This is a genomic window from Nitrospirota bacterium (genome assembly GCA_004296885.1).
GTDB lineage: Bacteria > Nitrospirota > Nitrospiria > Nitrospirales > Nitrospiraceae > SYGV01.
Genome location: SCVN01000016.1, coordinates 51,002 through 65,433 on the forward strand (window position 1 = coordinate 51,002; position 14,432 = coordinate 65,433).

General features: G+C 62.9%; 10 protein-coding genes. 9 read left to right on the forward strand and 1 reads right to left on the reverse strand.

The window, feature by feature from the left end; all coding sequences use genetic code 11:
- Positions 1 to 9: 9 nt before the first annotated feature.
- The 9 genes from EPO61_09140 (at position 10) to EPO61_09180 (ending at position 12,692) form a co-directional block, all read left to right on the forward strand.
- Positions 10 to 357: a hypothetical protein gene (locus tag EPO61_09140; GenBank protein ID TAJ08268.1), complete on the forward strand. Its 348-nt coding sequence runs from the start codon at positions 10 to 12 to the stop codon at positions 355 to 357.
- Between the two features lie 60 nt (positions 358 to 417).
- Positions 418 to 4,440, forward strand: coding sequence for a hypothetical protein (locus tag EPO61_09145; protein ID TAJ08269.1), 4,023 nt, complete (start codon positions 418 to 420; stop codon positions 4,438 to 4,440).
- Between the two features lie 250 nt (positions 4,441 to 4,690).
- Complete coding sequence (locus EPO61_09150) at positions 4,691 to 5,482, forward strand: hypothetical protein (GenBank protein TAJ08270.1); 792 nt, start codon at positions 4,691 to 4,693, stop codon at positions 5,480 to 5,482.
- Positions 5,483 to 5,690: 208 nt separating this feature from the next.
- Positions 5,691 to 6,665: a PhoH family protein gene (locus tag EPO61_09155; GenBank protein ID TAJ08577.1), complete on the forward strand. Its 975-nt coding sequence runs from the start codon at positions 5,691 to 5,693 to the stop codon at positions 6,663 to 6,665.
- Positions 6,666 to 6,803: 138 nt separating this feature from the next.
- Complete coding sequence (gene ybeY / locus EPO61_09160) at positions 6,804 to 7,286, forward strand: rRNA maturation RNase YbeY (protein ID TAJ08271.1); 483 nt, start codon at positions 6,804 to 6,806, stop codon at positions 7,284 to 7,286.
- Positions 7,287 to 7,301: 15 nt separating this feature from the next.
- The gene (gene ftsY / locus EPO61_09165) at positions 7,302 to 8,231 is read left to right on the forward strand and encodes a signal recognition particle-docking protein FtsY (protein TAJ08272.1); all 930 of its coding nucleotides are present in this window, start codon (positions 7,302 to 7,304) and stop codon (positions 8,229 to 8,231) included.
- 7 nt (positions 8,232 to 8,238) lie between these two features.
- Positions 8,239 to 10,473, forward strand: coding sequence for a M1 family peptidase (locus EPO61_09170; protein ID TAJ08273.1), 2,235 nt, complete (start codon positions 8,239 to 8,241; stop codon positions 10,471 to 10,473).
- Positions 10,460 to 11,593 carry a hypothetical protein gene (locus EPO61_09175; protein ID TAJ08274.1) on the forward strand — a complete coding sequence of 378 codons (1,134 nt, stop codon included), beginning with the start codon at positions 10,460 to 10,462 and terminating at the stop codon, positions 11,591 to 11,593. The genes EPO61_09170 and EPO61_09175 overlap by 14 nt, the downstream gene beginning before the upstream one ends.
- Positions 11,594 to 11,672: 79 nt before the next feature.
- Positions 11,673 to 12,692 carry a phosphatase PAP2 family protein gene (locus EPO61_09180; protein TAJ08275.1) on the forward strand — a complete coding sequence of 340 codons (1,020 nt, stop codon included), beginning with the start codon at positions 11,673 to 11,675 and terminating at the stop codon, positions 12,690 to 12,692.
- A gap of 16 nt (positions 12,693 to 12,708) precedes the next feature.
- Here EPO61_09180 and EPO61_09185 read toward each other — a convergent pair whose 3' ends face one another.
- Positions 12,709 to 14,430, reverse strand: coding sequence for a glycosyltransferase family 39 protein (locus EPO61_09185; protein TAJ08276.1), 1,722 nt, complete (start codon positions 14,428 to 14,430; stop codon positions 12,709 to 12,711).
- Positions 14,431 to 14,432: the final 2 nt, after the last annotated feature.

Consider the following 14,432-nt stretch of genomic DNA (forward strand, 5'->3'; position numbering starts at 1 on the left):
AAGAAAACGATGGGCAGGCGAAATCTGCGCAAGGGCTCTTGGAACGCGGGAGCGATCGGGGCAGGGCTTGTCGTCTTCCTGTGCGCGTCCGGACTCGATGTTTCAGGCAGCGCCCGATCTTTGGCCGAGATGAGCAGTCCGCAACCCAGAACCGGATTCCAGTCTGGCCAGGTCACGGGGAAACGGGGCTCTTCCATCCAGATCAACCAACGGGAGTATCTGTTGGACAAAGAGGTGACGGTGAAAGACGATGAGGATCGTCCGCGCGAGTTGAAAGATATCAATGAAGGGGCTGAGGTGTTGTTTCACCTGAAGCGTGACCGCATCGACCAGTTGGTCTTGATCCTGCCGAAGTGAAGAAACATGGGCGAACACGAACACGGTTGCAGGCAGGAGACTTCTAGGAGGTAGGCGAATATGGAACGCAAAATGATCGCGGGCGCCGCATGCATGCTGGTGATGCTCGGAGCGTTGCTCCAGCCGGTCGAGATACGAGCACAGGCCATGGCCGACTATACGGGCACCCCCCCCTTCATCAGCAACGTCGTGCCGCCCAATATCCTGCTGATCCTGGACAACTCGGGCAGCATGAACGAAGCAGCCTATCAGACAGCGTTTGATACCGCCAAGGCCTACTTCGGGCTGTTCGACCCCTACGAGTGCTATACCTACTCAACCAATTCGTTTCAGCCTGATTCGTCGGACAACCCAACGACAGTGGGAACTTGCGGGACATCCTATCCCTGGAGCGGAAGCCTCCTCAATTACGCAACCATGCGGCGGGTCGACATCGTCAAATGGGTCATGATGGGGGGGACCTGCTCGGTCGGAGGACGCTCGACGAACGGGGTTTGCCGGCAATTGATCGGACAGAGTACGTTCGACAGCGGAGCCTGTTGCGCGAACCAAACCGTCTCCGTCACAGTGGCCCAGGCCACGGGACGCATGCCTTCCGCCAACATCCCGTCATCCGGCAACGTCTATTTCCACAATATGGGCAGCATTTCCTCGCTGAAGGGGAGCATCTGCGTGGATAACGACAGTACCCAGCCGGGGGGTACGAGCTGCTCCGATTCGGACAGTTTTGCGGAGAGCAACTGGCAGATTCAAGTCAATCTTCTGCAGGACGCGTCCGGCGTCATTCAACAGGTTGGGTCCAAGGCCCGCTTCGGGCTGATGGAGTTCAAGGGCGCGGGGGACGGGGGCAAGGTGCTGAACAATATCGGCGGCAACACGACCGACATGATCACGGGAATCGAGAGCACCACTCCCTCCACGTGGACTCCGCTGGCGGAGTCCCTCTACGAATCCACTCGCTACTTCGCCCAGCTCGCGCCGGCCTACACCAACAGCGACTATTCGTACAACGTCACGACGAAGGATCCCTTTTATTTCCAGAGCCCGACCTGGGCGGATTCTTCCCAATATGTGACCTGCTGCAAGAGCTTCGTGATCATCTTCACCGACGGGGAGCCGACGCAAGACACGAACATCCCCTCTGCGTTGCAGGACTATGCCCATGCTGTCCACGGGACCCACTGCACCGGCGTGACGACGGCGACCACCTGCACCCCCCACAAGACCAACTATGCCAACAACGGGTCCCACTACCTGGACGACGTGGCCTATTGGGCCCATACCACGGACTTGCGTCAGGCGACCATCCCCGTGATCAACGAATCGGGGAAGGACCTGTCCGGCAACCAGAACCTGATCATCTACACCTTCTATGCGTTCGGAGAAGACATCGGGCGCGAAATCCTTCAAACGACGGCCAAGGCCGGAGGGTTCGAGGATCGAAACGGCAACAACCTTCCGGACCTCACGGAAGAATGGGATCGGGTCAACAACAACACCGGCGCGGCAGGGGCCGACGGTATCCCGGACACCTATTTTGAATCGGCCAATGCCGATGAGTTGCAGGACCGGCTCTTGGCCGCCATTACCAGTATCCTCCAGCGGAGCGCTTCCGGAACCTCCGTGTCGGTGCTGGCCAGTTCGTCAACCGGCGACGGCTCTCTGTACCAGGCCTATTTCTTCCCCAGCACTTTCGAAGGCCTCAACGAAATCAAGTGGACCGGGTATACGCAAGGCCTGTTCATCGACGAATTCGGCAACTTGCGCGAAGACACAGACGGCGACGCCACGCTCGTTTATTCCAAGGACTATATCATCCAGACCCGTTACGACACGGCCAGCGGTGACGTGAAGCTGGACCGGTTCAAGGATCTTGACGGCGACGGCAAGGCGGACACGACGACTGCCTTCGAGACCGTCACTTTGAGAGAGACGATGGCTATCTGGGAGGCCGGCAAGCAGCTGGCGCTGAAAAACGCCGCCGACCGGAAAATCCTGACATGGGTGGATGGCGACAACGACGGATTCGTGGACGCCGGGGAACAGATCGCGTTCATCACAGCCAACGCAACGACGCTGAGCCCGTACCTCAGGGCCAGTTCGACCGCACCCTACACGGCGACCAACATCATCGATTTCATCCGCGGAACGCAGGTTTCGGGGATGCGTGATCGCCAAATGCAAGTTCCGGCCGGAAGCGGCACCTTGAAGGTATGGAAACTCGGGGACCCGATCCACAGCACCCCCACCATCGTGGGAGCGCCCAAAGAACGGTATGACGTGATCTACGGCGACACGAGCTACACGGCCTTCTTCCAGAAGTACAAGAGCCGCCGGCAGGTGGCCTACGTCGGGTCCAACGACGGGATGCTCCACGCCTTCAACGCGGGCTTTTATCATCGCGGCGACAACAGCGCGACGAGCAGCGTGACCGAGCACGGCTATTTTACGAAAAATGCCACGGACAACAGCAGCGGAGCGGCCTTAGGCGACGAGCTCTGGGGTTTCGTGCCCTATCAACTCCTGCCCCACCTCAAGTGGCTGACGCAGACAGACTATACCCACGTCTACTATGTGGACTTGAAACCAAAGATTACGGATGCGCGCATTTTTGCCGATGATGCGACCCATCCGGGCGGATGGGGGACGATCCTGATCGGCGGATTCCGGATGGGCGGAAGTTGCGGGGCTTGCGTGGCGAGCACGGGCGGACCGTCGATGCAGGTGACGGCTGACTTCACCGGCAGCGGCACGTCCACGACTCGAACCTTTTATACCGCCTATTTCGTGCTGGACATCACCGATCCGGAGCAGGACCCGGTCTTGCTCTGGTCCTTCAGCCAGTCCGATCTTGGCCTGTCCACGAACTATCCGACGATCCTGCGTGTGAAACCGGCTTGCAGTGGGGACAATTGCAAGATCGACAATACCAATGCCAAGTGGCTCATGCTAGTCGGATCCGGCGTCACCGGGTATGCTGGAAGCAGCGCCCAGACGAGCAAGTTTTTTGCCGTCGATCTCAAGACCGGACCCGTCGATGCGAGCAGCGGGGTCAGTCTGGTGACGACCTTTACGACCAGCGACTCGAATTCGTTCTTCGGCGACCTCATCAGTCTCGACGCGCAATTGGATTATCGCGCGGATGTGGCCTATGCCGGAAATGTCATCACCTCGACCAACCCGAAATGGATCGGCAAGCTCTATCGGCTGACGACCAACGGCGGGAACGTGGATCCCAGCACGTGGGGGATACTCAACGGGTCCAACCGGGCGCCGACCGTTCTGTTGAGCACGTTTCCATCGGACAACAGTCTTAAGGTGGGACCGATCACTGCCGCGCCCACCGTCGCAGCGGACGATGTCAACAATATCTGGGTCTATTTCGGGAGCGGACGATTTTACGCCGTGGCCGATAAGACCAATACCGACACCCAGTACTTCTTCGGGGTGAAGGATCCGGTCGTGACAGGGGGCTGCACAGAATCCAGCGTGACGAGTTGCGTGAAAAACAATCTTCTCAATGTGTCCAATATCACGGTTTGTTCGACCTGTGCCACAGGAACGACCCAGGTTACGGGCCTTTCGGGTGTCACCACGTTCGACGGGCTCCAAGCCAAGATTGAGGGAACATCCTCTGCGCCAGGCATGGACGGCTGGTATTCAACCTTGCCGACGCTCGGTGAACGGGACGTGAGCACCCCGATCATCATCGGAGGAACGGTATTCTTCCCGACCTTTACTCCGACCAGCGATGTGTGCAGTTCGTCCGGCAACGGATCCCTCTACGCGCTCTTCTACAAGACCGGCTCCGCCTACAAGTCGTCGATCATCGGGACGGAGACCGTCGGGAGCAATGTCAACGTAAAACGCTCGATGTCGTTGGGAACCGGGTTGTCGTCACAAATGGCGGTGCATATCGGGGCCCAGGGAAGCGGCGATGCCGGGTCTTCCGGCGGGGGGGGGAGTTCCGGGCGGGTGAGCCTGATCGGCCAGTCCAGCAGCGGCGCCGTTACCAAGATATCGGCCAGTCCGGCACTGTCGTCCTGGAGTCGGATGATCTCCTGGATCAACCAGCGGGATTGAGGCAGCATGAACCATCACGGTCGTCGAAGTGAATGAATAGGTGTCTGTGTTAAGTGAGTGCGTGTGTCGGGTGGGGGGTGTCCTGCGAGGGATGCTCCTCGCCCTCTTCTTGCTCGGCCTCTGGCCACTTGGCTGTTCCTCCGAGTCCTCCCAGCCGGCCCCGTCGGCCTCTCCTGCTCCTGTTGCCCAGGCCAAACCGCCCGGGAACGCTGGGTCCAACCATCCTCCGGTCATCCGCGCCGTGAAATTGATGCCAGAGCCGATTCTGCCCGGCGCGCCGGTAGAGGCGCAGGTGGATGCGGAGGACCAGGACGGCGATTCGATCCTCTTTCGCCACCAGTGGTTCGCCAACGGCGCGCCGATCCCCGGGGCGGTCACCTCCACCCTCTTGCCCACGATGTTGAAGCGGGGCGATCAACTGGCTGTGGAAGTGACGCCGCTGGATGGGAAGGCGGAGGGGCTCCCGGTTCGCAGTGCATCCGTGACGATGCCCAATAGTCCGCCGGAGGCGCAGCGATTGACCTTGGGGCCGAGCCCCGCACATATCGGAGACCGAGCGGACGTGGAAGTCGAGGGCAGGGATCAGGACGGAGACGCGATCACCTACACCTATCGCTGGTTCAGGAACAACGTGCCGGTGGAGGGGAGCAGGGGAGACCAGCCGAGTCTGGACACCATCGGATTCGCGCGGGGTGATGTGCTCCTGGTGGATGTGACTCCTCACGACGGAACGGATAAGGGCCGGACGTTCCGTTCGCCCCAACTCACGATCGTCAACAACCAGCCGACGATTACCTCCACGCCGCCATCGGCGCTGAAAGAAGGGCGGTTCGAGTACGGGGTGACGGCTGTCGATCAAGAAGGCGATCCCTTGACCTATAGCCTCGAGGCTGCGCCGCCCGGCATGACCATCGACAAGGCGACCGGCCGGATTCTGTGGCAGGTGCCCCCCGGGGCCAAAGGCGTGCAGCGGGTCCGTGTGGTGGTGCGTGATGATCACGAAGGCCTGGGGTTTCAGGAATTCGAATTGGACATGGGCTAGCTTTGCCGTCGGCCCTTCCCGGTCGAACCCCGCCTTGTCTCCCTCTTCGACCCTCTGCTAGAATGCGTCCGTAAGCCGTAAGATTGACTCAATGGTTCAATGAATCGATTCTTTCGGAGGATCCCACACCCCCAGCGTGCGTAAACTCAAGCTGCGAGAGGGCACCAATACCGCCAGCCTGTTCGGCTCGCGCGATCTGCACCTGAAAATGATCGAAAGCGATCTGGGGGTGCAGCTGGCGGCCCGCGGCGACGAGCTGATTCTGACCGGTTCCCAGGAGGCGGTGCGGAAAGCCGAACGCCTCGTGACCGAGCTGGCGGCTCTGACCGCCGAAGGCTACGAGCTGAAGGCCGAAGACGTGGCCGTGGCCCTCAAGGCGTCGCGCGGGCCCGGGGAAGTCCCGCTCAAGGAACTGCTCCTCAGCTCCGTGCCCATCGCCACGGCCAAACGTTTTGTCGCACCCAAGTCGGCGGCGCAGAAGGCTTACCTGGAAGCGATTCAGACTTACGATATTGTCATCGGGATCGGCCCGGCCGGGACCGGGAAAACGTATTTGGCCATGGCCATGGCGGTGGCCGCGCTGACGCGCAAGGAGGTCAGCCGCATCATCCTGGCCCGGCCGGCGGTGGAGGCGGGGGAGAAGCTGGGGTTTCTGCCCGGCGACATGTACGCCAAGGTGAATCCCTATCTGCGGCCCCTCTATGACGCCCTCTACGACATGATGGATATGGAGCGGGCCAATCGGCTGGTGGAACGGGGCGAGATCGAGATCGCGCCGCTGGCCTTCATGCGCGGCCGCACGCTCAACGATTCGTTCGTGATCCTGGACGAGGCGCAGAACGCCACCGCCGAGCAGATGAAGATGTTTCTGACCCGACTGGGCTTCAATTCCAAAGCGGTTGTGACCGGCGACATCACGCAAGTGGATCTGCCCTCCGACCGGGTGTCCGGGCTGATCGAAGCGCGGGAGATTCTCCAGGAAATTCCCGGCATCCAGTTCGTCTACTTCGACCAGCGGGACGTCGTGCGTCACCGTCTGGTCCAGGAGATCATCGAGGCCTACGACCGGCACAGCCCGATCCGCCATGGCGGAATCCGGGACGACAAGTCGGGACGGGGAGCGAGCCGAGGGCCACTCCGTGGGCAGCGAGGCCGGGCCGGCAACGGGGAGCAGCCCCACTGACAGGATGTTGAAAAATGTTGCCAGCTTTGTTCTCGCATCACGCAGAGGCTCGCCGTACGGCGCGGAGTACGACTCGCCTCTTTGTTCGCTGCGGCCTCGCTGGACAGCCTTTTTGAACATCCTGGAGACGGTTTGCTGATGCCGGTGACGGTGCGTTGTTCGGTCCGGCGCATCCCGCTGCGCCGCGCCGGAATCGAACAGTTGGCGCAGCGTATTTTGGATGCGACGGGCGAGGTCCGAGCCGACGTGAGCCTGTCGTTCATCGGCGATGCGTCCATGCGCCGCCTCAACCGGCAGTATCGCCGCAAGGATGCCACCACCGACGTGCTGGCGTTCCCGATGCGACATATCCGACCACGCTTCATGCCTCACGCTTCACGTTTCACGTCTTCCATGCTCGGCGACGTGGTGATCTCACTCCCGCAGGCGGTCCGCCAGGCGCGCGAGCGCGGCCTCCCGTTGCATCATGAACTCGCCACGCTGCTCATCCACGGGATGCTCCATCTCCTCGGGTACGACCATGAACGAAATGTGCGCGAAGCCCAACGTATGCAGCGGAAGGAGCGGGCCGTTCTGCGGGCCGTCAGCCCCGTGCCGGCGTTGGTGAAGCGGAAAGGGTAATCGGGCAACCATTCCATGGGATGGCTCGCGAGGCTCAGTCAGGGGTTGGCCAAGACCAGGGAGCGGGTGAAGGACTCGCTTGTGCGGCTGGTCAGCCGCGGCCCGGACCCGGCGGTGCTGGAAGAATTGGAAGAAACGCTGATCGCGGCTGATCTGGGCGTGCATACGGTCACGCGGCTGATCGAGCGGCTGCAGGCGGAACGGGGGCGCCTCGCCTCTTCGGGGCCCGATGCAAGGCATATCCTGGAGGTGTTGAAAGGCACCCTTCTGGAAACCTTGCAGCGTTGCGAGAGCCGGCCGCTCGAAGCCTTGGTCCGGCAGGGGCCGAAGCCATATGTCCTGCTGGCGGTGGGGGTCAATGGGGTGGGCAAGACCACCACGGTGGCCAAGCTGGCGCAGCGATTGAAGACTGCCGGGCATCAGCCGGTGCTGGTGGCGGCGGACACGTTTCGCGCGGCGGCGATCGAGCAATTGCTGGTCTGGGGCGGTCGCGTCGGGGTGGATGTCGTGCGGCAACAACAGGGGTCCGATCCCTCCGCCGTGGTGTTCGACGGGTTGGCTGCGGCGAAGGCCCGACACGCCGACGTGCTGCTGATCGACACGGCCGGCCGGCTCCATACCAAGTCGAACCTGATGGACGAGCTAAAAAAAATGAAGCGGGTTCTGGCCCGCGAACTGCCGGGCGCGCCGCACGAGGTGCTCTTGGTGCTGGACGGGACGGCGGGTCAGAATGCGCTGTCCCAGGCCCGGCAGTTCCACGAGGCGGTGGGGGTGACCGGGCTGGCCGTGACCAAACTGGACGGGACGGCGCGCGGCGGAATCGTCGTTGCGATCGCCGAGGAGCTGAAGATTCCGGTCCGCCTCGTCGGCGTGGGAGAGGGGATCGAGGACTTGCAGGATTTTCACGCCGAAGAGTTCGTGGACGCCTTGGTCGCGACCTCCTGACCTCCAGATGTATTCTCCCGGCATCGGTCCGTCGGTTCAAGTTTTGCGGAACAGCATGGCACACGCGCCTCTCGTGATCATTGCGGCATTGCTCCTGGCGGATGGGCTGGCCTTGGCCGACGGGGCGATGGCCGAGGGGGCCGCTCGTTCAGCGGATCTCCGGCACCATGAACTCTCCGTCGAGTTGCTGCCGCAGCAACATCGGCTGCGCGTGACCGACCGGATGACCGTCACGGTCCCGGCAGGCGCTCCGCCGTCTTTCTCCTGGTCGCTCAATCCTGCCTTGCACGTAACCGCGGTGATGCATGAAGGGCGGCCGCTCCGCTGGGACGTTCAGCCGCCGACCGGAGAGGGCCAGGCCGGACGGGATCGGCTGCGGCAGGTGACGGTCCCCCTGGCTGCCCCCGTGGCGGAACGGAGGGAACTGAAACTGGAAGTCCGGTACGAGGGCCTGCTCGACGATCCGCCCCGCGAATCTCGCCAGCTCCGGTTCGTGACGCCCAGCGACACAGAGGGCCATATCGGGAGCGAAGGCGTCTACCTGAGCGGCGAGACCCATTGGTATCCGGATGTCGAGGGCTCGCTGCCGACCTTCGCGGTGCACGTCACGCTGCCCGAAGGCTGGTCGGCGGTGACGCATGGTCTGCAGGTCGCGCGGCGGGTCCAGAACGGTCACGTGGTCGAGGATTGGGAGGTAACCGCGAAGACCGAAGCGCTGTCACTGGTCGCAAACCGTTTCGTGCAGGCTCATCGGGCGTGGAAGGCTCCGGACGGGCGGACGGTGGACGTGGCGACCTATTTGTTCCCCGAAGAAGCCCAGCTGGCCGAGGAGTATCTGGCCGCGACCGTCCGCTACCTCGACGCCTACAGTCGTCTGTTGGGGCCCTATCCCTTTCCGAAGTTCGCCGTGGTCGAGAATTTTTTTGCCAGCGGGTTGGGCATGCCCTCGTTTACCCTGCTGGGCAGCGGCGTGGTGAAGCGGCACTATGTCCAGCCCTATGCCCTCGGGCATGAGATCGTCCATTCCTGGATCGGCAACTGGGTGTTGAACCAACGGGAGCAGGGCAATTGGGTGGAGGGGCTGACGACCTATCTGGCCAACTATTATTACGATGAGCTCACCGGCAAACCAGACCAGGCCCGAGACCAGCGTCGCTTGATGCTGTTGAGCTATGCGGTCTACGTGCGGCCGGAGGAGGATTATCCGGTGGCGGCCTTTCGGCAGAAGACCGACCAGAAGGACAACGCCATCGGGTATCAAAAAACCGCGATGATCTTTCACCAGCTCCGCCGGGAGCTGGGCGAGGAAGTCTTTTGGTCGGCGATCCGCAAGCTGGTGGCCGGCTATGGCGGGACCTATGCCGGATGGGCCGACTTGGAGCGGGTTTTCGCCGCGGCCAGCGGGAAGGAGCTGCGCTGGTTTTTCGCCCAATGGGTCGAACGGCCCGGCGCGCCGCTGGTGACGATTGCGGCTGTGCGAGCCGACCGACCTCCCGAGGCCGAGCCGGAATCCGGATTCCGGCTCACCGTTCGGATCGGTCAAAGTGGGGAGCCGTACCGGCTTCGTCTCCGGCTGGTGGCGGATTTGGCGGGAGGGCGGACCCACGAGGCCTGGCTGGAGGTACAGGGCGCCGAGCAAACCCTGAGCGTTCTCATGCCGGGCGCGCCGGTTCGGCTCCGTCTCGATCCGGACTTCGACACGTTCAGGCGCCTGCCCAGGGAGCAGCTCCCTCCGATGCTCAACCTCTATGTGACCGACCGGAACCGGACCCTGGTGCTGCCGGTCGCCGAGCCCGCGACGGAAACGGCCCCCTATCGGGAGCTGGGGCGGCAGGTGGCCGCCCGCGAACCGGCCATAACGCAGCTCACCGATCGAGAGCCGGTCCCGGCCGAGGGATCGCTGCTCATTCTGGGAGGGCCGATGCTCAACGAGGGAACGGCGCTCATGCGGCAGGCCTGCGGCGAGAGGGTCCGGTTGGAGCGCGACCGCTTCACGCTCGACGGGACCGTCTACGAGGGGCAGGGCTTTGCGCTCCTCTTGTCCTGCCGGCGTCCGGACCGTCCGGGCAGCGTTACGACGCTGTTTTACGGCCTGTCGCCACAGGCGGCGGCCAAGGTTGCGCGCTTGCTATTTTTCTACGGATGGCAGAGTTATGTGGTGTTTCGGGATGGGGCCGTGGTGACGCGGGGAGATTTCTCTTCCGTGCAAGACGAACTGGAGGTGTCCGTTGAAATGCCGTGATCATGTGGTGGCCGCTCTGGCGCTCTCCTTGTCGATCCTGACCGGAACGGCAATGGCCGAACCCTGGCCGGTGCCTGTGAAGGCCGATCCGTCAGAACATCATTTGACGAATATTCGGCAACTGACGTTCGGCAACAAGAATGCCGAGGCCTATTTCTCCTTCGACGGGACGAAGTTGATCTTTCAGTCCACGACCGATTACGGGGATGGGCCGCAGATGATCGACAAGCCCAGGGAAGGCTCCAGTCTGGGCTGTTATCAAATGTACGTGCTGGATCTGCAGAGCAAGGCCGTCAGACGGGTCAGCACCGGGCTTGGGACGACGACTTGCGGTTATTTCTTTCCCGGCGATCGCCGGATTCTCTTTTCCTCCACACATCTCACGAGTCCGAACTGCCCGCCCAAGCCCAAGATCGAAGGCCGGTACCGCTGGGCCTTGGACAACTACGACATCTTTTCGTTCAAGGTGGACGGCCAGCAGCCCCATCGGATGACGACCACGCCAGGCTATGACGCGGAGGCGACGATCTCGCCGGACGGCAAGACCATCGTCTTTACCTCGGTGCGGGACGGGGATCTCGACCTCTATGCCATGAACATGGACGGGACCCACGTCCGGCGCCTGACCGACGAATTGGGCTATGACGGGGGTGCATTCTTCTCGCCCGACAGCAAGCGGATTGTCTATCGGGCATCGCATCCCAAGGAACCGGAGGCCGTCGCCCAATACAAAACCTTGCTGGCGCAAAATCTGGTTGAGCCGGGTCAGTTGGAGATCTTCGTTATGAACGCCGACGGGACCGGCAAGCGGCCGGTGACAGCCAACGGCGCGTCGAACTTCGCCCCCTTCTTTCACCCGGACGGCCGCCGGATCATCTTTTCGTCCAACCTGCCGGAGCGGCAGGCCGGGACGTCGGCCGACCAGCCCAAAGGCCCGCCGACGTTCCACCTCCACCTCATCGGCGAGGATGGAACCGGCTTGGAGCAAGTGACCTTTGCGGGCGGCTTCAACAGCTTCCCGATGTTCTCGCCGGACGGCACCCAGCTGGTCTGGATCTCCGACCGGGGGGCCGGCGCCCGCGGCGAGTTCAATATCTTCCTGGCCGACTGGGTGCCGTAATGCCGAGAGACGTGAGGCGTAAAACGTGAGGGGTGAGTCCAGAGAGAAAGCGTCAGCCTTGTGTCACGCCTCACGCCTCATGTCCATTGTCCTTTCCTGCACGGCACTGGGCCTCATCTTTTGGGGCCTGCATCAACTCGACATGCCCTTGATCCGGTTCATGCGTTCGGTGCACCAACCCTGGCTTGAACAGAGCGGCGATCTGCTGGCGCGCCTTGGCAGCGGTGCGGTCCTGGTGGCGTTCAGCGCGGCCTTGCTCGTCGCCGGCCGCCTGCGGATGCAGCCGGCTCTCTTTCATGCCGGCTTGCAGGGGCTGGTGGCCCACGGCGCGTCGGCGCTGGTGACCCAACTGCTCAAACATACGATCGGCCGGCCCAGACCGCGTGTGACCCAGGAGGGAGAATTTCAGTTCGAACCGTCGTTTGTCAGCGGATTCGACTCATTCCCCTCCGGCCATACTTCGGCGTCCTTCGCCGTGGCCACGGTGCTGGCCCGCCATTTTCCCCGGCTCGGCTGGATCGGCTATCTGGCCGCGGCGCTGATCGCCTGCAGCCGCGTCTGGCGTGGCTCGCACTTTCCGACCGATGCGGTCGGGGGGGCGGCGATCGGGGTCTTGATCGGGGCGTTGCTGGCCTATTCGTATCTGGACTGGCTCACGGTCTGCTCGCGGATGCTCACCAAGCTGGCGCTGGCCCTGTCGGCGGTCTTTGCGCTGTTCTGGCCCATGGTGCAGTCCTCTTCCGATCACCGGGGGGCCCTGTGGCTCACAGGGGCTGGGTTTGTCGCGATTCTCGTCGGCCTCGGACTGCGTTGGAGAGCAATGTTCGCCGGCCAATCTGCGGATGTCCGTCCCTGGTCAGGGCTTCTGCTCGGGGCCGGGCTGGCCTTGAGCACCGGCTTCTGGCTGGTCTCAGCGGCGGCCATGCTGGCGCTCGTGGCATGGGGGGTGAGCCGGACGGACAAGGGCATCCTATCCGGTCGGGAATGTGAGCCGGCTCCGTGTCAGCCGCGGTTCTTGATGGAGACTGGCGTGACGATCGGCGTGGGGCTTGTGGCTGGTTTCCTCCACATGGTGCAGGGTCTTCTTCCCCTTCTTTGACTGCCCATCACGAATCTTATCCGTGCGGGCCGAACCGGGGGATCGGAACCGGAGGCTTGTCGGGGAGTCCTTTGACCATCGGCTCGTTGGATAGGAGGCTGTACCCGTACCGTTCCAGAATGACCTGGTACTCCTTGGCCTCGGGCGGAAGCTGGGGTTTCAAGCGGGAAGGCATCATGATCATGGTCCGTCCCGGCTGGGTCAGGTGCGGCTGCATCTTGGCCTCTTCTCCCGGCTTGATGAGGATGGCTTTCCGCTTCGCGTAAAAAATCAACGAGGGTCTCGGAGGACCGTACAGGATCAACCGGTCGTCCGGACCCAAATTCACCCCGGCGGTGAAGGCCAGTTCCTGCGGAGGAGAGACGAAGTACCGGCTGAAACGGGGGACGGTGATCTGAAGCGAGACCAGAAGCACGAGGCTGATCGTGACACTCGCCGCCCAGAAGGCCGCGCCGCGCCGCTCCCGCAGGAGTCCGAAGTAGCCCACCAGAACCGTGCCGATGATCAGGATGAACCCGACTGCCGGCGGGCCGAGTCCCGGGTCCACTTGGGCGGCCATCGGGAATTCCTTGGTCATCTTGTCCACGAAATGGGCGTAGAGCGACGGAGAGGCGGCTAGGCCGAAGCCCAGCAGAGAGCCGGTGACGATCAGGAGGCGCAGCGAGGCGCGGAGCCCCGCAGTGGCTTGGTCCAGCAGGCACCGGTGCCAGTAGGCGGCTGTCAGCAGGGCGGCGGCCGGAAAGAGCGGGCCGATATAATGGGGGAGCCGCGTGGCCGAGGCGCTGAAGAACACAAAGGTGGCGACGATCCACAGGGAGGCGAACAACTCCAGTTCCTTGGCGCCCTCTTCCTTTTCCGCGCGACGATCCGTCCAATAGCCCCGCCAGTTGCGTAACCCCTGATAGAGCGCCACGGGCAAGAATCCGCTCCAGGGAAAGAACCCGAAGAGCAGAACCGGCACATAGAAGAACAGGGTGCCCCCGTGTCCGCCGATCACGTTCAGGAAACGCCCGATCGTGTCCGCCTGGGCCGAGGCCGTATAGCGCGCGCCGTGAATGGCCAGCATCATGCCGTACCAGGGAAGCGCCAGGGCGAGGAAGAGCAGGGACCCGGCCAGCGGGAATCCGGTCTGCCAGAACCGGCGCCAGCGGTGCGTGATCGTGAGGTAGGGCACGATGGCCAGGAGCGGCACGGCAAAACCGATCGGGCCCTTGGTGAGCGTGCCCAGCGCCATGCCGATGTACAGGAGCCAGAGATAATGACGGGCCTTGCCCGTTCCGTGGAACCCCAGCCAGAACCCGAACAAGGCGAGAGTGGTGAAAAAGATCAGCACGCTGTCGGTGAGCACCAGCCGGCCGATCGCGACAATTTCCACGTTCAGGAGCAGCATCAGCGCGCCGAGAAAGCCCAGCGTTGCCCCCCGCACGCGCGCGAGGAACCAGTACTGCAGGAGAATCAACGCCAGGCCGAAGAGGGCCGAGGGGAGGCGGGCGGTGAACTCGCCGACGCCGAACAGGCGGTACGCGCCGCTGATCAGCCAGTACAGGAAGACCGGCTTGGCGAAGCGAGGCTCCCCGTTCAAGGTGGGGGTGATCCAATCGCCGCTCTCGACCATCTCCCGGGCGGCTTCGGCGTTGCTGCCTTCATCCCGGTCCGTCAATCCTAAGGTGCCGAGACCCAGGAGGAACAGGAGTCCGGCCAGCGCCAGGAGCAGCAGCAGCTTAGGTTCCTTCAGCACCG